Origin of the sequence: Gilliamella apis, from assembly GCF_030758615.1 — a bacterium.
Lineage (GTDB): Bacteria > Pseudomonadota > Gammaproteobacteria > Enterobacterales > Orbaceae > Gilliamella > Gilliamella apis_A.
In genome coordinates, this window is sequence record NZ_CP132381.1 from 227130 (window position 1) to 251411 (window position 24282).

At 37.9% G+C, this 24282-nt stretch carries 17 protein-coding genes, 2 tRNA genes, 3 rRNA genes and 3 pseudogenes; 3 read left to right on the forward strand and 22 right to left on the reverse strand.

All coding sequences use genetic code 11. The features are described 5' to 3' along the window. The first annotated feature begins 14 nt into the window (after positions 1-14). A complete protein-coding gene (mobB, locus tag RAM17_RS01080; protein ID WP_110446892.1) occupies positions 15-509 on the forward strand; it encodes a molybdopterin-guanine dinucleotide biosynthesis protein B in 495 nt (164 codons plus the stop codon). An 80-nt stretch (positions 510-589) separates the two neighbouring features. Further along, positions 590-1282 carry a monofunctional biosynthetic peptidoglycan transglycosylase gene (gene mtgA / locus RAM17_RS01085; protein ID WP_110446891.1) on the forward strand — a complete coding sequence of 231 codons (693 nt, stop codon included), beginning with the start codon at positions 590-592 and terminating at the stop codon, positions 1280-1282. Between the two features lie 9 nt (positions 1283-1291). Here the strand turns inward: mtgA and cobB are convergent, their stop codons facing one another. Both cobB and RAM17_RS01095 read right to left on the reverse strand, forming a co-directional pair. Beyond that, positions 1292-1978, reverse strand: a complete 687-nt coding sequence (cobB, locus tag RAM17_RS01090) for a Sir2 family NAD+-dependent deacetylase (protein ID WP_110446890.1) — start codon at positions 1976-1978, stop codon at positions 1292-1294. A gap of 52 nt (positions 1979-2030) precedes the next feature. Then, complete coding sequence (locus RAM17_RS01095; protein WP_146208305.1) at positions 2031-2846, reverse strand: hypothetical protein; 816 nt, start codon at positions 2844-2846, stop codon at positions 2031-2033. 171 nt (positions 2847-3017) lie between these two features. Between RAM17_RS01095 and RAM17_RS01100 the strand changes: the two genes are divergently transcribed. Next, positions 3018-3707: an aspartate/glutamate racemase family protein gene (locus RAM17_RS01100; protein ID WP_110446888.1), complete on the forward strand. Its 690-nt coding sequence runs from the start codon at positions 3018-3020 to the stop codon at positions 3705-3707. On the opposite strand, the gene RAM17_RS01105 is transcribed toward RAM17_RS01100, so the two are convergent. The 20 genes and pseudogenes from RAM17_RS01105 to RAM17_RS01200 all read right to left on the reverse strand — a co-directional run. After that, positions 3693-3992 (reverse strand): hypothetical protein, encoded by a 300-nt coding sequence (locus tag RAM17_RS01105; RefSeq protein ID WP_110446887.1) that lies wholly within the window; start codon positions 3990-3992, stop codon positions 3693-3695. The two genes, RAM17_RS01100 and RAM17_RS01105, sit on opposite strands and share 15 nt — an antisense overlap. 199 nt (positions 3993-4191) lie before the next feature. Next, positions 4192-5052 carry an RNA polymerase sigma factor RpoH gene (gene rpoH / locus RAM17_RS01110; RefSeq protein WP_086360144.1) on the reverse strand — a complete coding sequence of 287 codons (861 nt, stop codon included), beginning with the start codon at positions 5050-5052 and terminating at the stop codon, positions 4192-4194. A gap of 162 nt (positions 5053-5214) precedes the next feature. Then, positions 5215-6192: a permease-like cell division protein FtsX gene (ftsX, locus tag RAM17_RS01115; RefSeq protein ID WP_110446886.1), complete on the reverse strand. Its 978-nt coding sequence runs from the start codon at positions 6190-6192 to the stop codon at positions 5215-5217. After that, positions 6192-6851, reverse strand: a complete 660-nt coding sequence (ftsE, locus tag RAM17_RS01120; RefSeq protein ID WP_065577961.1) for a cell division ATP-binding protein FtsE — start codon at positions 6849-6851, stop codon at positions 6192-6194. Before ftsE ends, ftsX begins: the two co-directional genes overlap by 1 nt. 9 nt (positions 6852-6860) lie before the next feature. Further along, a pseudogene (ftsY, locus tag RAM17_RS01125) lies at positions 6861-7784 on the reverse strand (signal recognition particle-docking protein FtsY); the annotation flags it as partial. A gap of 162 nt (positions 7785-7946) precedes the next feature. After that, positions 7947-8513, reverse strand: coding sequence for a pseudouridine synthase (locus tag RAM17_RS01130; protein ID WP_110446885.1), 567 nt, complete (start codon positions 8511-8513; stop codon positions 7947-7949). A gap of 78 nt (positions 8514-8591) precedes the next feature. Then, positions 8592-8707: ribosomal RNA gene (gene rrf, locus RAM17_RS01135) — 5S ribosomal RNA — on the reverse strand. A 134-nt stretch (positions 8708-8841) separates the two neighbouring features. After that, positions 8842-11740, reverse strand: a 23S ribosomal RNA gene (locus tag RAM17_RS01140). 211 nt (positions 11741-11951) lie between these two features. Further along, positions 11952-12027 (reverse strand) — tRNA-Ala (locus RAM17_RS01145). Between the two features lie 53 nt (positions 12028-12080). Continuing rightward, positions 12081-12157, reverse strand: a tRNA-Ile gene (locus RAM17_RS01150). A gap of 55 nt (positions 12158-12212) precedes the next feature. After that, positions 12213-13750 (reverse strand): 16S ribosomal RNA (locus tag RAM17_RS01155). Together the 16S, 23S and 5S rRNA genes with 2 tRNA genes alongside form the textbook arrangement of a ribosomal RNA operon. 303 nt (positions 13751-14053) lie before the next feature. Beyond that, positions 14054-15235 (reverse strand): formate-dependent phosphoribosylglycinamide formyltransferase, encoded by a 1182-nt coding sequence (gene purT, locus RAM17_RS01160; RefSeq protein ID WP_110446883.1) that lies wholly within the window; start codon positions 15233-15235, stop codon positions 14054-14056. Between the two features lie 90 nt (positions 15236-15325). Beyond that, entirely contained in the window at positions 15326-16624 is a 1299-nt protein-coding gene (locus RAM17_RS01165) for an adenylosuccinate synthase (RefSeq protein WP_110446882.1), read from the reverse strand. A gap of 19 nt (positions 16625-16643) precedes the next feature. After that, the gene (gene hflC / locus RAM17_RS01170) at positions 16644-17606 is read right to left on the reverse strand and encodes a protease modulator HflC (protein WP_110446881.1); all 963 of its coding nucleotides are present in this window, start codon (positions 17604-17606) and stop codon (positions 16644-16646) included. Positions 17607-17620: 14 nt separating this feature from the next. Further along, on the reverse strand, positions 17621-18832 hold the full coding sequence (hflK, locus tag RAM17_RS01175; RefSeq protein ID WP_110446880.1) for an FtsH protease activity modulator HflK: 1212 nt from the start codon (positions 18830-18832) through the stop codon (positions 17621-17623). A 23-nt stretch (positions 18833-18855) separates the two neighbouring features. Continuing rightward, positions 18856-20150, reverse strand: a pseudogene (gene hflX, locus RAM17_RS01180) (ribosome rescue GTPase HflX). 21 nt (positions 20151-20171) lie between these two features. After that, the gene (hfq, locus tag RAM17_RS01185) at positions 20172-20417 is read right to left on the reverse strand and encodes an RNA chaperone Hfq (protein ID WP_065555596.1); all 246 of its coding nucleotides are present in this window, start codon (positions 20415-20417) and stop codon (positions 20172-20174) included. 317 nt (positions 20418-20734) lie between these two features. Further along, positions 20735-21646 (reverse strand): tRNA (adenosine(37)-N6)-dimethylallyltransferase MiaA, encoded by a 912-nt coding sequence (gene miaA / locus RAM17_RS01190; RefSeq protein ID WP_086363748.1) that lies wholly within the window; start codon positions 21644-21646, stop codon positions 20735-20737. Continuing rightward, positions 21643-23502 carry a DNA mismatch repair endonuclease MutL gene (gene mutL, locus RAM17_RS01195; protein ID WP_110446878.1) on the reverse strand — a complete coding sequence of 620 codons (1860 nt, stop codon included), beginning with the start codon at positions 23500-23502 and terminating at the stop codon, positions 21643-21645. The genes miaA and mutL overlap by 4 nt, the downstream gene beginning before the upstream one ends. A 20-nt stretch (positions 23503-23522) precedes the next feature. Then, positions 23523-24227 (reverse strand): annotated as a pseudogene (locus tag RAM17_RS01200) (N-acetylmuramoyl-L-alanine amidase); the annotation flags it as partial. Positions 24228-24282 lie beyond the last annotated feature (55 nt).

The window sequence follows — 24282 nt, forward strand, 5'->3', positions numbered from 1 at the left end:
AGTGGCAAGAGTCGATGAATAGTAAAAAAATTATTGGCATCACGGGGTATAGTGGGAGTGGTAAAACCACTTTGTTAAAAAAGATTATTCAGTTAATGGTTTCACAAAATATTAAGGTAGGTTCATTAAAACATGCCCATCATGATATTGAGTTAGATATTCCAGGTAAAGATAGCTATGAGCTACGCAAAGCTGGGGCGCAGCAAACGATTATTGCTTGTGATAAACGTTATGCATTGATTGAGGAAACACCCAATCAACCCGTTGACTTAAAAACACTTATTAACCATTTTAGCGATGTTGATATCATATTAGTTGAAGGATTTAAAGATGAGCAAATTCCCAAAATCATGTGCCATCGTAACACAATCGCAAAACCACTATTTATTGATGATTTTACCATCGCCGTTGCCAGTAATGAGCCATTAAATACATCCGTACCTGTATTAGATATTAATGAGCCAGAACAAATAGTTATGTTTATAAATAATTATTTATTTAACGGTTAATATAACCTATCTCACTTGACTCTTTTTGTATTAGAATACTGTTTATTCAACCATTTTTAATTAGTGGTATCTGGACTAACATGAAAATTACATTAAGGAAAACGTTAAGCATAATAAAAAAAATCGTGATTGGATTTATGCTAGTTTCGGTTTTTCTTATTTTATTAATGCGCTGGGTTAATCCATTTTGTTCGATGTTGATGGTTGAAAGAAAAATCGCTCACTGGAATATCAGCCAACAGCGAACTTGGAAAGATTGGGATCAGATTTCTGATAATATTAAGATTGCAGTTATTGCAGCTGAAGATCAAAATTTTGCGGATCATTGGGGCTTTGATTTTAAAGCCATTAATCGGGCACTAATTTATAATCAAAAAAATAGAAAAATCCGTGGTGCCAGTACCATAACGCAACAAGTAGCAAAAAATATTTTTCTATGGTCATCACGAAGTTGGATCCGTAAAGGCGTTGAATCATGGTTTACTGTTTGGATTGAAGTTATCTGGTCAAAACAACGTACGCTTGAAATTTATTTAAATAGTGTTGAATGGGGTGAGGGTATTTTTGGTATTGAAGCTGCTTCTCGACACTATTTTAATGTCAGTGCTAACCAATTAACACCGTATCAAGCTAGTTTATTAGCGGCTACACTACCAAATCCAAGAAAATGGAGTCCGGCCAATCCTGATGATAAGATACAAAAAAAGGCCGAATGGATCCGCGGGCAAATGAGTAATTTAGGTGGCAAAAATTACCTAAAACAACTCAACTGATATATTTCATTACATAAAGTTTTTAATATATTCAGGTACTACTTGACTGGCAGGACCGTAAATTTTAGTATTAAATAAGTTTTCACCTAAACTAGGCTCTAAGTTAAGTTCTACCGTTTTAACGCCAAATTGATTAGCCATTTGCACAAAACCAGCGGCCGGATAAACATTTCCTGAAGTACCAATTGAAATAAAATAATCAGCTTTCGATAGCGCATCATAGATTTCATCCATTTGTAGGGGCATTTCACCGAACCAAACAATGTGTGGACGAATTAAGTGGTTATCTTGATAAATTACATCATCATAACAAGCAAAAACTTGCCCTGTTTTTTCATTACGCACTTTTAATAATTCGCCATGCATGTGGATGATATTTTTGGAACCGGCTTTTTCATGAAGGTTATCCACATTTTGTGTAACAATTAGTACATTATCCGAGCCTAATTTCTGTTCTAATTGCGCTAAAGCAAAATGAGCCGCATTGGGTTTCACCTCAGGATTTTGTAACTTACTACGTAACATATTATAAAAACTATGTACGGCAATGGGATCACGCAAATAACCTTCGTAAGTAGCAACATCATCTACATTATGACCTTCCCATAATCCATTTTGAGCACGGAATGTTGATAATCCTGATTCAGCAGAGATACCTGCGCCGGTTAAAATGACTATTTTAGGTATTTGCAACATATTTATTGGCCTTTTATGAACAAGTTGAATTATTTACAGTAGTTAAACACGATTATTGGCTATATTCTGTCGTAAATATATGTAACGCTGGCTTGCTTAATTTTTGATATTGACTATAAGCTGTTGCTACTTTAAGCATTATTACATCTTTTGCTTCACCATCCAACCAACTACTAATCATAGCATGAATACTATAAGCTTCAGGAGCCATACGGTGCAAAGTTAAAATAAGTGGCGTAATACCTAATCGAGATAATGGCGGAGTAAAATATTTCTGACTTTTACAAGCAAATACGGCTGCATAGCGTGATTTTTGTTTTTCTTGTTCTGCTTTTGACAAGGTATACCAACGCCAACTATCCGGTAAATAATTACGCCATGACCACTCCATTAATGCATCATGACCAACGTAAACCACTAAATTGGCTTTAGCTCCAGCCTCAATTTGTGTTTTATCGATTAAAAATGACGCTGACTGTTTCCCAGCTGAGTAACTAATAAAATCATCTACTGTATCATTGATATATTTACCATCATATGCCTGAGCAATAAGATAAACATCCTTGCTTTGATGTTTATAAATTATCTCCTCTAATATCTTGCCGTTATCAGGTTTATTAACTTGAATAACTTGCCACTCTTTTTGTTTAGCAAAATACGTTTTAAAACCATAAGCAGCGCCCCAGTAAAGATTATTTTTAGGATCTTGACCATTACCAATTGCCGCAGGTACTGGAGCGATGGCCTGATATTTGTTATCACATAACGCAACCAGCACATGGATCACTTTGGGTTCAGCCAAACATGAAAATGATAACATTAGCAATCCAAATGAGAGCAATGCGAAATACTTTTTATATTTTTTCATTAATAATAATCATCCATTTATCAACCAACGCCTACAATTCGTTTTTTATAACTTATTCACGACAATATTATGATAGTTAATGATATTTCATTCTAATTTATTATCTTTACATACTAATAATTATACCTAATAATTAATCACTATTAGTAAAAATATTATGGAGTATTAGAAATGAAAACAATTGGGTTAATTGGTGGCATGAGTTGGGAAAGTACCGTTACTTATTATCAAGTCATTAATCAATTTATTGGCAAATCGCTTGGTGGATTACATTCAGCTAAAACTCTGTTATATAGTGTCGATTTTCAAGAAATAGAAAGCTGCCAAGCGAATAATGAATGGGATAAAAGCGCAATTATTTTAACTGATGCAGCCAAAAAATTAGAATTAGCCGGTGCTGATTTTATTATTATTTGTACTAATACGATGCATAAAGTTGCAGACCAAATTCAAAAAGCAATTACAATTCCTATCATTCATATCGCCGGCGTGACCGCCAAACATTTGATCAAAGATAAAATAAAATCGGTTGCCTTACTTGGTACTAAGTACACCATGGAACAAGACTTTTACAAATCAAAATTAATTGAAAAAGGTTTAAATGTTTTAATCCCTAATGAACAAGATAGGATAATCATTAATAATATTATTTATGACGAACTTTGCCTTGGGCAAATTAAACTAGAATCTAAGCAAGCTTATCTCAATATTATTGATAAACTCGTTAAACAAGGTGCAGAAGCGGTGATTTTAGGTTGTACGGAGATCGGTTTATTAATATCCCAACAAGATTACGCCATTCCTTTCTTTGATACAGCCTTATTACATGCTCAAGAAGCTGCATGGTTAGCGATTCATTGATCGCAAAGCAGTATAGGCAGAATTACATTCTCTCCTAGTTGATTCGGGATTTTTTTCTATCAATTGTTTAAAATGATTTATAGTAGTTTCTAATGATTCTTCAGGATCAGCTGGGAGTTTAGATGATAATTGTAATTCATGAACTAATTTTATATAGCGATCACATTCAATAACACCAGTATCAATGGATTCATCAGAAGATGTATTTTTAGCATTATCATTACAAGCAACTAAACTAACAGTAATTAGACTAAGTAAAATAACTCTCTGCAAATTATTTAACATTTTTATCCCTCGTATCAAAACTAACTTCTTGGTAATTATTTATTTAATCTTAAACTATAGTGTATAAAAAAATTTAAATATAACTACTTTATTCAAATAGTTATTTTAATTCTTAATTTATTTATAAACTAACTTAAATTCAGCATATAAAAAAGCCCTACTTTTAACCAAAGTAGGGCTTATATGTTAATAAAAGCAATTACGCTTCAATCGCTACACGTAATTTTTTCATTGCATTTTTTTCAAGTTGACGAATACGTTCAGCAGAAACGCTGTATTTATCGGCCAACACTTGCAATGTTGATTTACTGTCATCGGCATCTAACCACCGAGCTTTGATAATATCTTGGCTACGCTCGTCTAATTGAGACAAGGCATCATGTAACTTGTCAGTTGCGTCATTTTCCCAATTATCGTTTTCGATCGATTTTGAAAAATCAGAATTACCATCTTCTAAATAAAGCGCTGGAGCGACAATTGAATTATCATCGTCATCATTATCAATATCAAATGACATATCTTGCGCTGACATACGTGATTCCATCTCCAAGACGTCTTTACGACTTACACCTAGTTCATCAGCAACCATATCGACTTCAGCGCTATTAAACCAACCTAAGCGTTGTTTATTCTTTCTTAAATTAAAGAATAATTTTCTTTGTGCTTTGGTTGTAGCAACTTTAACAATACGCCAATTTTTTAGTACATATTCATGAATTTCAGCTTTTATCCAATGTACTGCAAATGATACTAAACGAACACCCATTTCAGGATTGAAACGACGTACGGCTTTCATTAAACCAATATTACCTTCTTGAATCAAATCGGCTTGTGGTAGACCATAACCAGAATAACCACGCGCAATATGTGCAACAAAACGCAAATGGGACAAAATCAATTGTCTTGCTGCATCCACATCATCATGATAATAAAGACGTTCACCTAAAGACTTCTCTTCCTCTGCAGTTAGCATCGGATAAGTATTTATCATACGAAGATATGATTCAATATTTCCTTGTGGGATTAAAGCACCTGCTTGCATTTTTAAATCAGTACTCATTTAATTCCCCCTTAAATTAAACTAATTTTGCTACATTTTACATCAGTAACAATTTAAAATCTTTCTATAAACTTAGACCATCAAAATGTGATTTAGTTCACATTTTTATCATTATATTTGCAGTAAAGCATCTGATAAAAATCGTAAATGATTAACCTACAATTATGAAGCTATTACCGTTTTATTCAAATACTTTTTAGTGGCAATAAATGCTGAAAACCAGCCAATAATCATCGAAAATAAAACAATTAACAAACTTTCTTCCCATGAAAGCCCATTTATATTAATCATTGTTCCAAAAACATCTGATACATGCAACATGGTTGAATCTATTTGAAGAATAAATACTTTCGATAGAATCAACGCCAAAACCGCACTAATCAATCCAGTAAAAATACCATTATATAAAAATGGTCGTAAAATAAAGCCTTCAGTCGCACCAATCAATTGCATAACAATAATTGTTTGCCTACGGGCAAATATATTTAACCGAATACTATTACCTATAACCAGTGATACTGCAATAACCATAAAAATTGAGATTGTCCACACTATCGATTTTACCATATTGGTTAATGCGGTTAATCGAGTAAACCAGCTATCATCGAGTTGCACATCATCAACACCCGCTATTTTTTTTAACTGTGTTTGCAGATCATGTAATTTATCGGTAGATTTGGCTTCTTCTATTGGAAAAACAATAGCAACAGCTGGTAATGGATTTTCATCAAGTAGGTCAAGAGCATCATCAAATCCAGACCAAGTTTTAAACTCTTCTCGTGTATCTTCACGAGAAAGATAAGTCACATTTTCAACTTCAGCAATAGTCTTAAATTTATCAATTAAATCATTAGTTTGTTCCGAATCTAATGTTTTATTAATATAAACTGTTAAATTAGGAGTCGGATACCACTGTTCCGCCGCTTGATTGGCGTTTTTCAATAATAAATAGCCTATCGTCGGCAAAGTAATTGATATAGCAATAACCAAAATTGTCAGCAGAGAAGCAAATATATTTTGGTAAAAATAATTAAACACATTATGCCATGCGTAGCTGATCTGCCTTTGCCAGCGGCCCAAAAAGCTATTGTTGTTGGTTTTGTTTTTTTGTTTAGATGGTTTAACCTTCGCATTTATCATCAACTTTTAACCTCTAAACGTCCTTGATTTAAATTTAGTATTCGATGATGTTTTCGACGTATCAATCCCATGTTATGGGTCGCCATTAACACAGTTACACCAGCTTGGTTAAACTCTTCAAATAATTTCAAAATATCTTTTGAGAGTTTGTCATCTAAATTACCAGTTGGTTCATCAGCAAGTAAAACCGTAGGTCGATTGACGATTGCTCGAGCTATCCCTACTCGTTGCTGTTCACCGCCAGATAGCTGTATTGGGTAAAATTTCATTTTATCAATCAAACCAACTTTATCTAATGCCGCAGAAACTCGTCTTTTAATTTCTTCAACAGGTTTACCTAAGATAATTAATGGAAAAGCAACATTATCATAAACAGTATGATCGAGTAATAGTTGATGATCTTGGAAAATCATACCAATGGTACGACGCAGAAAAGGCATTTGATTTTTTTTCAAGCTGGAAACATCAACGCCATTCAGTAATACCTTGCCGTCATTAGCTTTTTCTAATCCACAAATTAAACGCATTAATGTACTTTTACCCGCGCCAGAGTGACCAGTTAAAAAGGCCATTTCTCCTTGCGCTAAAGTAAATGTTATATTTTGTAAAGCTGGTTTACCACCCGAATAAACTTTACTAACGCGTTGAAATTGGATCATGATTTATCTCTATTCTTCCGTTTCGTCAAATAGGGCATTAATAAAATCATCAGCAACAAAAGGTCTTAAATCTTCAATTTTTTCACCTACGCCAATATAGCGGATTGGAATATTAAATTGATCAGCTATGCTAAATATAATGCCACCTTTTGCGGTACCATCTAACTTGGTTAATGTCATCCCTGTTACGCCAACCGCTTCATTAAACAACTTTGTTTGGCTAATTGCATTTTGTCCTGTCCCAGCATCTATAGTTAACATAATTTCATGAGGTGCTGTTTCATCTTGCTTTTTAATTACTCTGACTATTTTTTTCAATTCGTCCATTAAATGAGATTTATTTTGCAAACGGCCAGCAGTATCGGCAATTAAAACATCGATATTTTTTGCTTTTGCAGCCTGAATAGCATCGAAGATTACCGATGCTGAGTCAGCATTAATATGCTGAGCTATGACAGGGATGTTATTACGTTCACCCCAGACTTGCAATTGTTCAACCGCGGCAGCACGAAAGGTATCACCAGCGGCAAGCATTACTGATTTGCCCTGTTGTTGAAATTGACGGGCTAATTTACCAATGGTTGTCGTTTTCCCAACACCATTGACACCAACCATCAAAATAACAAAAGGTTTATGGTTTTCTATATTAAGTGGTTGCTGAGCACCATCTAAAATAGATTTCATTTCATTTTTTAATAGATCATGTAATGCATCCGCATCTTTTAATTCTTTTCTTGAGGCTTGTTGCGTTAACGAGCTAATTAATCTTTGCGTGGTGTCGAAACCGACATCAGCAATGATCAACTGTTCTTCTAATTCTTCAAATAGCTCATCATCGATCTTTTTGCCTTTAAATAAGCTTAGAAAACCAGATCCAATATTTTGTTTAGTTTTAAAAAGCCCTTTCTTTAAACGAGAAAAAAAACCTTCTTTCTTTTGTTCAACCATAAATAATCTATCCCACGATCAATATTAATAATCATTTTATCTTATTTTACAATAAAGCCCAAAGGATTCGATCAAAGAGAATCATATAATTGATCCTTTTGATCTTTCAAAAAATATAATTCTTTTAGAATTGTCTGTTAAATGAGGTTAGCGGAGATAAAGATCACCAATAGCAACCGAACGCCATTCGCCTAACGGTAACTGATGAGTGAATAAATTATATTTTCCAATCTGAACACGAACTAAGCGTAAACACGGGAATCCAACCGCAGCACACATTCTTCTAACCTGCCGATTTTTTCCTTCTGTTATGGTAATACTTATCCATGAAGTAGGAATAGTTTTGCGTTCTCTGATAGGGGGTATTCGTTGCCATAAATTAGTTGGCTCTGCAAGTGATGCCACGATTGCCGGAGCGGTATGAAACTCTTTTAATTGCACACCACGAGTTAATCTATCTATGGCTTGTCGATCAATTAATCCTTCTACCTGCACCCAATAAGTTTTAGGTAATTTAAATTTTGGTGAGCTAATTTTTGCTTGTAGTTTACCGTCATTAGTAAGCAGCAACAAACCTTCACTATCGGTGTCTAAACGACCAGCAGGGTAAAAACCAGGTAAAGATATATAATCTTTTAATGTTTGATATTTCTCATGTGCAGAAAATTGTGTCACAACATTAAACGGTTTATTAAAAGCGATTAATGAACTCATCTCACCCTCAGAAGAATTTTTAACTATTCTTAGAATGCAAAAAAGCCCAGCATCGCTGCTGGGCTCGTATATTTAAAAGTCTGGCGGCACCCTACTCTCACATGGGTAATACCCACACTACCATCGGCACTACGGCGTTTCACTTCTGAGTTCGGCATGGGGTCAGGTGGGACCACCGCGCTATTACCGCCAGACATATTCTGTCTTCTCTTATCTCTATTGCTGTGCATTATCTCATATCCACAACAATCCCTCAATCCGGAACAAACTGTTCGATTATCTCATAATCAATCTCTATCTTCGCGTATCCAAAACAACTCCGAGTTGTAAGGTTAAGACTCTCGGTTCATTAGTATCAGTTAGCTCAATGTATCACTACACTTACACACCTGACCTATCTACGTCTTAGTCTCAAACGGACCTTACTGATTCTCATCAGGGAAAACTCATCTCGAGGCTAGTTTCGTACTTAGATGCTTTCAGCACTTATCTATTCCGCACGTAGCTACCGGGCAATGCAATTGGCATCACAACCCGAACACCAGCGGTGCGTTCACTTCGGTCCTCTCGTACTAGAAGCAAACCCTCTCAATTTTCCTACGCCCATGGCAGATAGGGACCGAACTGTCTCACGACGTTCTAAACCCAGCTCGCGTACCACTTTAAACGGCGAACAGCCGTACCCTTGGGACCTACTTCAGCCCCAGGATGTGATGAGCCGACATCGAGGTGCCAAACACCGCCGTCGATATGAACTCTTGGGCGGTATCAGCCTGTTATCCCCGGAGTACCTTTTATCCGTTGAGCGATGGCCCTTCCATTCAGAACCACCGGATCACTATGACCTACTTTCGTACCTGCTCGAGCCGTCACTCTCGCAGTCAAGCTAGCTTTTGCCATTGCACTAACCTCCTGATGTCCGACCAGGATTAGCTAACCTTCGTGCTCCTCCGTTACTCTTTGGGAGGAGACCGCCCCAGTCAAACTACCCACCAGACAGTGTCCCTTACCTCGATTCAGAAGTATAGGTTAGAACATCAAACATTAAAGGGTGGTATTTCAAGGTCGACTCCATGCATACTGGCGTACACACTTCTTAGTCTCCCACCTATCCTACACATTAAGGCTCAATGTTCACTGTCAAGCTATAGTAAAGGTTCACGGGGTCTTTCCGTCTTGCCACGGGTACACCGCATCTTCACGGCAATTTCAATTTCACTGAGTCTCGGGTGGAGACAGCCTGGCCATCATTACGCCATTCGTGCAGGTCGGAACTTACCCGACAAGGAATTTCGCTACCTTAGGACCGTTATAGTTACGGCCGCCGTTTACTGGGGCTTCGATCAAGAGCTTCTGCTTACGCATAACCCCATCAATTAACCTTCCAGCACCGGGCAGGCGTCACACCGTATACGTCCACTTTCGTGTTTGCACAGTGCTGTGTTTTTATTAAACAGTTGCAGCCAGCTGGTATCTTCGACTGATTTCACCTCCATCCGCATGGGACTTCAATTACCATCAGCGTGCCTTCTCCCGAAGTTACGGCACCATTTTGCCTAGTTCCTTCACCCGAGTTCTCTCAAGCGCCTTAGTATTCTCTACCTGACCACCTGTGTCGGTTTCGGGTACGATTGACTATAACCTGAAGCTTAGAGGATTTTCCTGGAAGCAGGGCATCAATTACTTCAGCACCTTAGTGCCTCGTCATCACGCCTCAGAGTATCAGTGACCGGATTTGCCTAATCACACCCCTACACGCTTAACCCACCATCCAATAGGTGGTAAACCTAGCCTTCTTCGTCCCCCCATCGCAGTTATAGCCAGTACGGGAATATTAACCCGTTTCCCATCAGATACGCCCTTCGGCCTCTCCTTAGGGGTCGACTCACCCTGCCCCGATTAACGTTGGACAGGAACCCTTGGTCTTCCGGCGAGCGGGCTTTTCACCCGCTTTATCGTTACTTATGTCAGCATTCGCACTTCTGATACCTCCAGCATACCTCACAATACACCTTCTACGGCTTACAGAACGCTCCCCTACCCAACGTATCTAAATACGCTGCCGCAGCTTCGGTGCATAGTTTTAGCCCCGTTACATCTTCCGCGCAGGCCGACTCGACTAGTGAGCTATTACGCTTTCTTTAAATGATGGCTGCTTCTAAGCCAACATCCTAGCTGTCTAAGCCTTCCCACTTCGTTTCCCACTTAACTATGACTTTGGGACCTTAGCTGGCGGTCTGGGTTGTTTCCCTCTTCACGACGAACGTTAGCACCCGCCGTGTGTCTCCCATGATTAAACTTGTCAGTATTCGGAGTTTGCATCGGGTTGGTAAGCCGGGATGGCCCCCTAGCCGAAACAGTGCTCTACCCCCAACAGTTACTCATGAGGCGCTACCTAAATAGCTTTCGGGGAGAACCAGCTATCTCCCGGTTTGATTGGCCTTTCACCCCCAGCCACAGGTCATCCGCTAATTTTTCAACATTAGTCGGTTCGGTCCTCCAGTTAGTGTTAACCAACCTTCAACCTGCCCATGGCTAGATCACCGGGTTTCGGGTCTATACCCTGCAACTTAACGCACAGTTAATACTCGGTTTCCCTTCGGCTCCCCTATTCGGTTAACCTTGCTACAGAATATAAGTCGCTGACCCATTATACAAAAGGTACGCAGTCACTATTACCTAACGGTAACAGCTCCCACTGATTGTACGTACACGGTTTCAGGGTCTATTTCACTCCCCTCCCGGGGTTCTTTTCGCCTTTCCCTCACGGTACTGGTTCACTATCGGTCAATCAGGAGTATTTAGCCTTGGAGGATGGTCCCCCCATCTTCAGACAGGATATCACGTGTCCCGCCCTACTCTATAAGCTTCCACACAATGCATCTTCGTGTACGGGACTTTCACCCTCTATCGTGCGACTTTCCAGACGCTTCCACTAACACATTATGCTACCCGCTTGGGCTCCTCCCCTTTCGCTCGCCGCTACTTAGGGAATCTCGGTTGATTTCTTTTCCTCGGGGTACTTAGATGTTTCAGTTCTCCCGGTTCGCCTCATCTGACTATGTATTCATCAGATGATAGTGTAGTCACCTACACTGGGTTTCCCCATTCGGACATCAACGGCTATAGCGCCTTTTATCGGCTTACCGTCGCTTTTCGCAGATTAACACGTCCTTCATCGCCTCTGATTGCCTAGGCATCCACCGTGTACGCTTAATTTCTTAACCTTACAACTCACAGTTGTCTTGGTTTCAATTACGCTTTTTTTCTCTTTTTCACCTCAATCCAATATATTCTCATATATCAGCTTGCCATAAAAACGAGAACTCGTTTCTTTCAGCTTGTTCCTAATTGTTAAAGAGCTTTATCTTTCTATTCATTCGAATATCAAATAAATACAAAAATAATTTTTTTTATAGATAAAAGAGATTTCTTTAATGGTGGAGCTAAGCGGGATCGAACCGCTGGCCTCCTGCGTGCAAGGCAGGCGCTCTCCCAGCTGAGCTATAGCCCCATTGTCTCACTTCATCAACCAATCAAGCTAACCATCAGCTTAAGCAGTCGAATTGGTGGGTCTGAGTGGACTTGAACCACCGACCTCACCCTTATCAGGGGTGCGCTCTAACCACCTGAGCTACAGACCCAATAAAGTGACTCTTTCTAAACAAACAATCTGTGTGAACACTTACGAGCGCTTCGTAAGGAGGTGATCCAACCGCAGGTTCCCCTACGGTTACCTTGTTACGACTTCACCCCAGTCATGGACCACACCGTGGTAAACGCCCCCCTTGCGGTTAAGCTATCTACTTCTGGTGCAACCCACTCCCATGGTGTGACGGGCGGTGTGTACAAGGCCCGGGAACGTATTCACCGTGACATTCTGATTCACGATTACTAGCGATTCCGACTTCATGGAGTCGAGTTGCAGACTCCAATCCGGACTTAGACGTACTTTATGAGGTCCGCTTGCTCTCGCGAGGTCGCCTCCCTTTGTATACGCCATTGTAGCACGTGTGTAGCCCTGGTCGTAAGGGCCATGATGACTTGACGTCGTCCCCACCTTCCTCCGCTTTATCAACGGCAGTCTCCTTTGAGTTCCCGACCTAATCGCTGGCAACAAAGGATAAGGGTTGCGCTCGTTGCGGGACTTAACCCAACATTTCACAACACGAGCTGACGACAGCCATGCAGCACCTGTCTCACAGTTCCCGAAGGCACTCTCGCATCTCTGCAAGATTCTGTGGATGTCAAGACCAGGTAAGGTTCTTCGCGTTGCATCGAATTAAACCACATGCTCCACCGCTTGTGCGGGCCCCCGTCAATTCATTTGAGTTTTAACCTTGCGGCCGTACTCCCCAGGCGGTCGATTTATCGCGTTAGCTTCGGAGCCCATCACTCAGGGCAACAAACTCCAAATCGACATCGTTTACAGCGTGGACTACCAGGGTATCTAATCCTGTTTGCTCCCCACGCTTTCGCATCTCAGCGTCAGTATCTGTCCAGAAGGCCGCCTTCGCCACCGGTATTCCTCCACATCTCTACGCATTTCACCGCTACACGTGGAATTCTACCTTCCTCTACAATACTCTAGTTAACCAGTTTTAAGTGCAATTCCTAGGTTGAGCCCAGGGCTTTCACACCTAACTTAATTATCCGCCTACATGCCCTTTACGCCCAGTCATTCCGATTAACGCTCGCACCCTCCGTATTACCGCGGCTGCTGGCACGGAGTTAGCCGGTGCTTCTTCTGTAATTAACGTCAATTGATGCACCTATTAGATACACCACCTTCCTCATTACCGAAAGTACTTTACAACCCGAAGGCCTTCTTCATACACGCGGCATGGCTGCATCAGGGTTTCCCCCATTGTGCAATATTCCCCACTGCTGCCTCCCGTAGGAGTCTGGACCGTGTCTCAGTTCCAGTGTGGCTGGTCATCCTCTCAGACCAGCTAGAGATCGTCGCCTTGGTAAGCCTTTACCCTACCAACTAGCTAATCCCATATGGGTTCATCAAATGGCGCATGGCCCGAAGGTCCCATGCTTTGGTCTCTCAACATTATGCGGTATTAGCAGTCGTTTCCAACTGTTGTCCCCCTCCATTCGGCAGATCCCCATACTTTACTCACCCGTCCGCCACTCGTCATCAAGTGCAAGCACTCATGTTACCGTTCGACTTGCATGTGTTAAGCCTGCCGCCAGCGTTCAATCTGAGCCATGATCAAACTCTTCAATTTAAAGTTTGATGCTCAATAACTGTCTCTGACATTATTCAAATGAATCTTCAGTGTCACTTATCAAGACTTAATTTTTTTCAGTCCGTAGACTTTTAATTTTTCGTCTCGCAAGTGCCCACACAGATTGTCTGTTTCTTCTTTTTAAAGAGCTGACAGCTTTTTAATTTACTTCACAATTTCTTGTTTCAGTTTGCTGTCTCAAGGGTTGCGTATGTTACGCATTTCACTTGCCTACGTCAACCCCTATTTTACAAAATTTGCTTTTTTTTCTTCAACCGATTGCTTTTTAATCAAAAAGGCTATTTAAAAGGTTATTTTTAGCTGTTTAATAGCATTAACAGCTTTTTCAACCGCTTTTTCTACAGTTGGCGCTTTAGCTAATGCAACACCCATTCTTCTTATACCTTTTACTTCAGGTTTACCAAATAAACGTAGATCAGTGTCTGCTTCACTTAATACTTTATCTAAATTCGAGAATGTAACTGTGTCAGAATCACCATTTGCAATTAATACTGCTGATGCACTAGCACCATATTGTTCTATTAAAGGTATTGGTAACCCTAAAATTGCTCTAGCATGTAATGCAAACTCAGAAAGATTTTGCGATATTAATGTTACCATGCCGGTATCATGCGGTCGAGGAGATACTTCGCTAAACCAGACTTGATCACCTTTTACAAACAATTCAACGCCAAATAATCCATAACCACCTAAAGCTTCAGTTATTTTGGTAGCAATATCTTTCGCTAAAGATAATGCATTTGCCGACATCGGCTGAGGTTGCCATGATTCTCGATAATCACCATTTTCTTGCCGATGACCAATAGGCTGACAATATGAAACACCATTAATATGTCTAACGGTTAATAACGTTATTTCATAATCGAAGTCAACAAATCCTTCAATAATAACTTTACCACTTCCGGCACGACCACCTTCTTGAGCATATTTCCATGAAGATTCAATATCAGCGTCACTTCTTAATAAAGATTGTCCTTTACCAGAAGAACTCATAACCGGTTTAACTAAGCAAGGAAAACCAATTTCTTTAACCGCAAGTTTATATTCGCTTTCTGTTACAGCAAAACGATATGGAGAGGTTGGTAATTTAAGTTCTTCAGCAGCAAGACGACGAATACCTTCACGATTCATCGTTAATTGCGTCGCTTTAGCAGTAGGGATTACAGTAAAACCTTCTTTTTCTAATTCTACTAAGGTGTCAGTAGCAATTGCTTCTATTTCAGGAACAATATAATCAGGCTTTTCTGCTTCAATTATTTTTCTTAACTCATTGCCATCTAGCATGTTGATAATATGATAACGATGGGCTACTTGCATAGCGGGGGCATTGGCATAACGATCAACTGCAATAATTTCGCAGCCAAAACGTTGTAATTCAATAACAACTTCTTTGGCTAATTCACCGGCACCACAAAGTAATACTTTGGTAGCACTTGATGAGAGTGGTGTCCCTATTTTTGCCATAGTATCCTCTTAGAGATTTAATGATTATACTTTATTAACAAGCAAAAAATAAAAAATCGGGATAATTACCCCGATTTTCTGTATGCAAAATTAGACTGAATATGGATCACGTAAGATCATGGTTTCACTTCGATCCGGTCCAGTTGATATAATGTCAATTGGTGTTTCAGTTAATTCTTCAATTCGCTTAATATAGGCTTTAGCTGCTGCCGGTAATGCGTCATAACTTTTGACACCAAAAGTTGACTCACTCCAACCAGGCATAGATTCATATACTGGTTTGACTAAACTCCAATCTTCAGCCGCCGCTGGTGCATTTTGGATAACATCACCATTCGGTAATTGATAACCAACACAGATTTTGACTTCTTTAAGTCCATCTAAAACATCTAGCTTAGTTAAACAAAAACCTGAGACAGAGTTAAGTTGCACTGCTTTACGTACCGCAACAGCATCAAGCCAACCGGTACGACGACGACGACCGGTAGTTGCACCAAATTCGTTACCTTGCTTACAGAGATATTCACCAACATCATCAAACAATTCTGTAGGAAAAGGGCCAGCTCCTACACGGGTAGAATAAGCTTTAACGATTCCTAATACATAACCAACATAACGCGGACCAAATCCTGATCCTGTTGCTACGCCACCAGCAGTAGTATTTGAAGAAGTCACATAAGGATAGGTACCATGATCAATATCGAGTAAAGTACCTTGCGCACCTTCAAACATAATTCTTTCGCCATTTTTGCGCGCATTTTCAAGTAGTGCTGGGATATCAGCAATCATTGCCACTAAAATATCAGCAATCGCTAATGTGTCATCAAGCACTTTCTGATAATCAACAGCTTCTGATTGATAGTAATTGACTAAATGGAAATTATGATATTCCATAACTTCTTTTAATTTTTCAGCAAATGCCTGACGGTCACGTAAATCACCAACACGCAATCCTCGACGAGCAACTTTATCTTCATATGCAGGGCCAATACCGCGACCAGTCGTACCAATCGCTTTTTTACCACGTGCTTTTTCTCGTGCTTGGTCTAATGCAATATGATAAGGCAAAATCAACGGACATGATTCTGAAATAAGTAGCCTTTCTTTCACCGGAATACCGTTATCTTCAAGCTCTTTCATCTCTTTCATAAGTGCATCAGGGCAGAGTACAACACCATTAGCAATAATACTTATGACATCATTACGTAAAATACCTGATGGTATTAAATGTAATACTGTTTTTTCACCATTAATAACTAAAGTATGACCGGCATTATGTCCGCCTTGATAACGTACTACATATTTTGCTTTTTCTGTGAGTAAATCAACAACTTTACCTTTGCCTTCATCACCCCATTGTGTACCTAGCACAACAACATTATTACTCATAGTTTATTTACTCATTGTATTATTTGTTAGACTTTAATTTCATGTATTGGAAAAATTCACTATCAGGACTAATGACCATAACATCATTACCTGTAAAGCTTTGTTCATAAGCTTTTAAACTACGAATAAAGCTAAAAAACTCAATATCTTTACCAAAAGCGTCAGCATAAAGTTTAGCTGCATTAGCATCACCTTCACCGCGAATTGAGCGAGATTGACGTTCGGCTTCTGATATAATTTTGGTTTTTTCAAATGTAGCTTCCGCTCTTATTTCTTCAGCTTGTTTGATACCATCATAACGTTTGTCACGAGCAATAACTTCACGTTCAGCTCTCATGTTAGCATAAATCGATTCAGAGACTTCAGCAGGGAAGTTAATTTGTTTAATTCGAACGTCAATTACATCAACACCGAAAGCCCTTAAACTAGTTTTACTGTTTTCAGGATCTTTTTTCGCGTCAGTAACTAATTTATCAATCGGTAAATTTTCTTCACCATCTTGTGATGAACCATTTAACGAATCTTTAACTCGCGCCATTAATGAATTTCTTGATTTGGTATCGGCATTAGAATCATTAATGATATCTCGATTACTTAATTTACCAATCTCAGAACGTAAACGACCATTTAACCGAGCCAAAATTAAGTCGTTAACATCATTACCACCAGCAATAGTTTCATAATAACGGTTAAAATCAACAATTTTCCATTGCACAAAATAGTCCACAATTAGTTCTTTCTTTTGTACATTAAAAAAACGTTGTTCATTATTATTATTTGAACTATTGGTAGTTTGGATTTTAGCATCAATCGTTTTAACGCTATCGATTAGTGGCATTTTAAAATGTAATCCAGGTTCAGATAAACCAATAATTTTATTAAAACGTAAAACGACACCACGAGTACCCTCTTCTATCACATAGATACTTGAAAAAAGTACGCCAATTAAAATTAAAACTATAGGAATCAATAATTTTCGCATATTCTTTTTTCTCCTTATCGACCCATAGTCCGTCTAGTGCGATTATTAGAATTATTATTAGTCGTTGAGCTATGATTTTGCACATCAATACTATTTTGTTGAGCACTTTCTGCATCCAAAGGATTTGGCAGATTAATATTATAATCACTGTCTGAATTTGCTGTGATTGATTCAGATGATTGCTCATTTTTATTTTTTAATAATTGTTCTAACGGTAGTACTAATAAATTACCACTCTTATCATTAACAATAACTTTCTGCGTTTTAGCTAATATTTTTTCCATCGTTTCAATATATAAACGATCTTTAGTAATTTCGGGCGCAGCTTTATATTGTGGTAATAATTTTTCAAACCGAGCAACATCACCAATTGCTTCTAATTCTACTTTTACTTTATAAGCATTTGCATCGGCCAAAATGGTCGCCGAACGACCTTCTGCTTGCTGAACTAATTGAACTTTATCAGCTTTAGCTTGTTTTATTTCGCGTTCACTATCATTCTGAGCTCTAATTGCATCTGCATAAGCATCTTGCACTTCTACAGGTGGACGAGCAACTTGGAAGTTAAGATCGACAATAGTAATCCCCATATCATAATGAGAAATAACATTAATTAATTCATCTTTAGTACTATCTTCTAAATCTGAACGACCATCTGAAATGATAGCATCAATGTTAGAACTACCTACTGAAGTCCTAAGTGCACTATCCGCAGCTTGACGTAAACTATCTTCAACATTAGTCACATTAAATAAGTATTTAACTGGATCACTAATACGATATTGTACGTTCATTTCAACAAAGACTAAGTTTTCACCTTTTTCACTTGTTGTAATGATATCGCCATGCACATTGAAGTTATAAGTACCTTGCGTATCGACTTTATAAACTTTATCAATAAATGATGGATTCCAATTCAAACCAGGTTGAATAATTTCAGGTTGAACTTGCCCAAAACGAGTTATCACACCTCGTTGATTTTGTTTGATAGTATAAAAACCACTTACCGCCCAAATTAGGATAAGAACAACTATCACTGCCAAAATAATTTTCGAACTATTCATTGATAGCTTAATATCAGAAGGTCCTCGATTATTACCTGAACTCCCTTTTTTAAAGAGATCTTTGAGTTGGTTAAATATCCCTCCAGTTGAATTGGAAGGTTTCTTATTATTTCCCCATGGGTCGTTATCTTGTCCGTTATTGCCGGGCTGATTCCACGCCATATTTTATATGCTCCATTTAACAATTAGTTGTTATTTTGCGTATTGATTAAGTATAACAGATCTGGCTCTTGTTTACAGAGGCGATTCCATTCAATTAAAGGCATTCTTATATTTAGCAGAAAACTACCGTCATCATTGATGACTTCATGTTCTACCGCATTTAATTTATATAAACGGCTTCTAAGTTTTGCTAGATGGATAGGCAAGTTTAATTGACAAACTTGAATCTTACCGGCAAGCCTTTCTTTTAATGCAGTAAATAAGAGATCTAATCCTAAACTATTTTGTGCTGAAATCCAAACTCGAATTGGCACGCCATTTTCATCACGATCAATACTTGGTTGCTTACCTTCCATTAAATCAATTTTATTCATTACCAACAAAGTAGGAATATCATGGGCATCAATTTCAAGTAAAACTTCATCAACAGCTTGAATGTTATCTAATAAATTAGGATCAGCAGCATCAACGACATGTAATAGCAGTGATGCTTCTTGTGTTTCAAGTAAAGTCGCTTTAAAAGCAGCAACCAGATCATGGGGTAAATGACGAATAAATCCAACCGTATCAGCTAAAACTACTTCGCCAACATCATCAACTATAATGCGTCTTAAGGTTGGATCCAGCGTAGCAAATAATTGATCGGCAGCATAAACATCAGCGTTAGTTAGTGCATTAAATAGTGTCGATTTGCCAGCATTGGTATAACCAACTAGTGATACTGTTGATAAATCTGCTTTTTGTCTAGATTGACGATTTTGATTGCGTTGTTTTTCAACTTTCGCAAGTCTTGATAAGATTAACTGAATACGATGACGAATTAATCGTCTATCGGTTTCTAGCTGAGTTTCCCAGGACCTCGTAAGCCTATACCACCTTTTTGACGTTCTAAGTGAGTCCAACCTCGAACTAAACGTGTTGACAGATATTGTAATTGCGCTAATTCAACTTGCAACTTACCTTCATGGGTTCGAGCTCGTTGGGCAAAAATATCCAGAATCAATCCTGTTCTATCCACTACACGACATTCACATAGTTGTTCTAAGTTTCGTTCTTGAGTTGGGGTTAAGGTATGATTGACTAGAATAACTGAAGCATTCAGCTCTTTTACTTTATCGGCGATTTCTAACGCTTTTCCTTCACCAATAAAATATTTAGCTTGCGGAGACTTTCTTGAGGTTGTCACAATATCGAGAATTTCAATTTGAGCTGAAGAAACTAACACTTCAAACTCTTTTAAATCCTCGATATCGCTTTCTTGAGGGAAGAATACATGGACTAATAAAGCGGACTCGCCGCCTTTATATCGCTCAAACAATCACATTCTCCACTCAAATAATTAGCTTTCGCTTTCCTCTTCAGGTTGAGACACCAAACCAGAAATAGGTCTTGAAGGAACAACTGTAGAGATTGCGTGTTTGTATACCATTTGACTAACAGTATTTTTTAATAAAATAACAAACTGATCAAATGATTCAATTTGTCCTTGTAATTTAATACCGTTAACAAGATAAATTGATACTGGAATATGCTCGCGACGAAGCAAATTCAAATAAGGATCTTGTAATGACTGCCCTTTTGACATGAGTTTATCCTTTAAGATGAAATAAAAATATAAAGATAAAGATAAAATAAATTTACAATCAAAATGATGATCTATCCGATTGCAACATAACATACTTATGTAGTAAGTATCAAAATAACATAAAAAACCCAGCTCTTAAACTAATCAACTGCAATTTATGCACAAATAACTAAAAATTTAATAAATTAACGAAATTTATACAAAAAAATACGCATGATAGATATCATAAATTTAGAAAGGCTTTCGAAATGAAAAATTTCTGTTTAGTATTATAATCAATAGAAAAAACACTAATACCTATCGCTGCAATTTATAATTTAAAAAATATGCTTAAAAACGGTATCTTTGTTATCTTGATTTAACCATGTTATCGGTTGTTTCCAACCTCTAAGCCAAGTAATTTGCCGTTTCGCTAATTGACGAGTAGCACAAATACCCTTGAATACCATCTCATCATAACTGATATCACCATTAAGATATTCCCACATTTGACGATAGCCAACACAACGGATAGAAGGTAGATTGGTATGCAGATCAGATCGCAACATAAGTGTTTTTACTTCATCTTCAAAGCCTTGATCTAGCATTTGTAAAAAACGCTGCTCAATACGTTGGTGCAACTCAGCTCTATCTTCCGGCATAATAGCTAGCTGCATGATGTCATAAGGTAATGCTTCGCCACTTTCTTGAGTAAGCTCGGTTAAACTTTTACCAGAAATGAGATAAACCTCTAATGCGCGATTAAGCCGTTGCGGATCATTCGGATGAATTCGCTGAGCTGACACAGGATCAACCTTCTTTAACTCCTCATGAATCGCTTGCCAACCTAATTTATTGGCTTTTTCTTCAATTTGCTGCCGTATATCACTATCCGCAGCAGGAAGAGGTGAAAGTCCTTCAATTAAAGCTTTAAAATACAGCATCGTTCCGCCAACTAGTAATGGTGTTCGACCATTACTTAACGATTTTTCAATTTCTTCAATCGCATCATGCCGAAAATTAGCTGCCGAGTAACTTTCAGCAGGATCACAGATATCAATCAGTTTATGTGGATATTTTTGCTGCTCTTGTTTAGTGGGTTTCGCACTGCCGATATCCATACCGCGATAAATAAGTGCCGAATCAACACTAATAATATCAATCGGATACTTGTCATAAAGTTCCATGGCAAAAGCCGTCTTACCGGACGCAGTAGGCCCCATTAATGAAATAATTTTTGCTTTATTCATGATAAAATTGATTGTGATAAAGATTGAAGATCAATCGGATATAAAAATGTATCTTGCTGTAATAAATTAATATCTATCTGTTCTAGTTGTGCTAATAACTGAATAACTTTCGTTACGCTCCAACTCTCCGCATAATTATCACTACTATTTTCTGCCAACCACATCGCAATTTGCGTAGGATCGATAACAGCCGATTGATCAGATAAAAGAAAAGCAATTAAACTTGGTAATAATTGTTGCCAATTAGTAGTTCGTAACATTTTCGGCACATTATGCAAATGTAATTTAGCTTTATCAATATAAAAATCAAATCCTAAAAAAATTAATTGCGGACGATAATCACTTAATACCTGTTGTTCTTTTTGATTGACCAAAATTGTTAGTGGAATCAGTAATTTTTCTGACTCTTGAGTTAATAATTTTATTGCTTTTACTTTTTGCTGAGCAATATTTAACTTCATAAGCATAAATGTTTGCTGACTATCTTGCAATTTTTCAAGTAAAGCAATATCAGGTTGAATAACGGTTAATACTCGACCAAACTGAACTAATGAAGAACTATCAAGCTGCTGTTGCAGTGATTGTAATGGTACATTCCGTTTAGGAAACAACGTCTCAATAACCGCTTGTTGTGGTGCAGTTATTGAATCATTATCATCAGCTAACGGCAACTGCTCAGATTGCATTTTTTGAATTTCAAAGCTTGCTTTAGTATCGATTAACTGACCATAAATTACATTTTCTTTAACATGATTAATCGGTTTTTTGGGTAATATGTTAGTCGCAGAATAGCCTTTAGGCTCCGTAGCTATTTTTTGATTAAAAATATTTTCACCAGCAGCTTGTCGATTTGGTGTTATTACCACTTTTTCATCATCGGTAAGCTGTTGGTTTGATTCGAGAGCCATAACAATAGCTTGATAAACAAAATCATGTACTAATCTTGCTTCATGAAAACGCACTTCGTGTTTAGCTGGATGAACATTAACATCAACCTGTTTGGGATCGATTTGTAGAAAAACCACATAACTTTGTTGTTCATTAGTTCGACTAATATAAGCTTGGCGCAGCGCATGATTAATTAATTTATCTTTTATTACTCGACCATTAACATAAAAATATTGCAGATCACTAATTTCATTACTTGCTACCCATCCTTGAATTAACAAATCATCATGTTGCCAATCTAATTTGACTGCTTTTTGTACAAATGTACGTCCACAAACTAATTCAACGCGTTTTTCAAGTGCAGATGCTCGATACTGTTTAATTAGTTTTCCATTATGTTGCAGATTGAAAGTGACATCAGGCCGAGCCAGAGCTATACGCCTAACAAATTCTTCAATATGCATAAATTCAGTTTTTTCGGTCTTTAGAAAACGACGCCGAGCAGGGGTGTTATAAAATAAGTCCAGAACTTCAACCGAAGTACCAACAGGATGTGCCGCAGGTTTAATGGTTGATTTCATATCTCGACCTTCAGCATAAACTTGCCATGCCTCAGATTGATCGGCAGTACGTGACGTTAAAGTTAACCTAGCAACAGAACTAATACTGGCTAGCGCTTCACCACGAAAACCTAGGCTCATTATGGTATCTAAATCATCCAACGAGCTAATTTTACTAGTCGCATGGCGTGCTAAAGCTAATGCTAATTCGCTTTTAGCAATACCACCACCATTATCACGGATGCGAATTAATTTACTACCGCCTTGTTCAATATCGATATCAATTTGCGTACTACCTGCATCAAGGCTGTTTTCAACTAACTCTTTAATTACCGATACAGGTCGTTCTACCACTTCACCAGCAGCAATTTGATTAGCTAGTTGAGGTGATAGAATTTGAATTGCCATTAATGCTGTTCTCCAAAATTAGGATTTTTTTTGACATAATTTTTTATGCCTTGATAAATCAATTTAGCGATCTTGTCTTGATGAGCATTACTAGCCAACAAACTTTCTTCAGCTTGATTAGTAATAAATCCAACCTCAATCAAAATTGAAGGGATATCAGGTGAACGTAATACGCCTAAACTAGCATGTTCAGGTACACCTTTATGCAATTTAATAACACCTTTCATCTCTTTTAAAACCTGAGTAGCAAGTTCATAACCAACACGCTGCGAATAAGAGAATTGTAAATCGAGTACTGCTTGGCTTAAATTTTGGTCGTGATCATCACTTAATGCATCACCAGCGCCACCTAATAACTGTGACTGTTTTTCATCTTGTTCCAACCAACGACCCAATTCAGTATCAGCTCGTTTGGTAGATAATACCCAAATTGATGCACCAGAAGCATTACGATTCGGTGCGGCATCAGCATGGATAGAAATTAGCAAGTTCGCTTTATTTTTACGCGCAATATCAGAACGCTGAGGGACTGAAATAAAATTGTCGGTATTACGGGTTAATACCCCTTTAAAATTAGGATCTTTATTTAATAAATTAGTTAATTTTTTCGCTATCGATAAAGTTACATTTTTTTCATATAACTTATTCTTACCAACAGCACCAGAATCCTTACCACCATGTCCAGCATCGACGGCAATAACAACTTTTGCAGCATAAGCTGAACTACATAGTAGTAATAATATAAAAAAAGTTAATATTTTCTTCATTGTTTTTTCACTA

Excerpts from the sequence above, each read along its gene's own strand:
- mobB (WP_110446892.1), top strand. The coding sequence starts at position 15 with ATGAATAGTAAAAAAATTATTGGCATCACGGGGTATAGTGGGAGTGGT.
- mtgA (WP_110446891.1), top strand. The coding sequence starts at position 590 with ATGAAAATTACATTAAGGAAAACGTTAAGCATAATAAAAAAAATCGTG.
- cobB (WP_110446890.1), bottom strand. The coding sequence starts at position 1,978 with ATGTTGCAAATACCTAAAATAGTCATTTTAACCGGCGCAGGTATCTCT.
- RAM17_RS01095 (WP_146208305.1), bottom strand. The coding sequence starts at position 2,846 with ATGAAAAAATATAAAAAGTATTTCGCATTGCTCTCATTTGGATTGCTA.
- RAM17_RS01100 (WP_110446888.1), top strand. The coding sequence starts at position 3,018 with ATGAAAACAATTGGGTTAATTGGTGGCATGAGTTGGGAAAGTACCGTT.
- RAM17_RS01105 (WP_110446887.1), bottom strand. The coding sequence starts at position 3,992 with ATGTTAAATAATTTGCAGAGAGTTATTTTACTTAGTCTAATTACTGTT.
- rpoH (WP_086360144.1), bottom strand. The coding sequence starts at position 5,052 with ATGAGTACTGATTTAAAAATGCAAGCAGGTGCTTTAATCCCACAAGGA.
- ftsX (WP_110446886.1), bottom strand. The coding sequence starts at position 6,192 with ATGATAAATGCGAAGGTTAAACCATCTAAACAAAAAAACAAAACCAAC.
- ftsE (WP_065577961.1), bottom strand. The coding sequence starts at position 6,851 with ATGATCCAATTTCAACGCGTTAGTAAAGTTTATTCGGGTGGTAAACCA.
- RAM17_RS01130 (WP_110446885.1), bottom strand. The coding sequence starts at position 8,513 with ATGAGTTCATTAATCGCTTTTAATAAACCGTTTAATGTTGTGACACAA.
- purT (WP_110446883.1), bottom strand. The coding sequence starts at position 15,235 with ATGGCAAAAATAGGGACACCACTCTCATCAAGTGCTACCAAAGTATTA.
- RAM17_RS01165 (WP_110446882.1), bottom strand. The coding sequence starts at position 16,624 with ATGAGTAATAATGTTGTTGTGCTAGGTACACAATGGGGTGATGAAGGC.
- hflC (WP_110446881.1), bottom strand. The coding sequence starts at position 17,606 with ATGCGAAAATTATTGATTCCTATAGTTTTAATTTTAATTGGCGTACTT.
- hflK (WP_110446880.1), bottom strand. The coding sequence starts at position 18,832 with ATGGCGTGGAATCAGCCCGGCAATAACGGACAAGATAACGACCCATGG.
- hfq (WP_065555596.1), bottom strand. The coding sequence starts at position 20,417 with ATGTCAAAAGGGCAGTCATTACAAGATCCTTATTTGAATTTGCTTCGT.
- miaA (WP_086363748.1), bottom strand. The coding sequence starts at position 21,646 with ATGAATAAAGCAAAAATTATTTCATTAATGGGGCCTACTGCGTCCGGT.
- mutL (WP_110446878.1), bottom strand. The coding sequence starts at position 23,502 with ATGGCAATTCAAATTCTATCACCTCAACTAGCTAATCAAATTGCTGCT.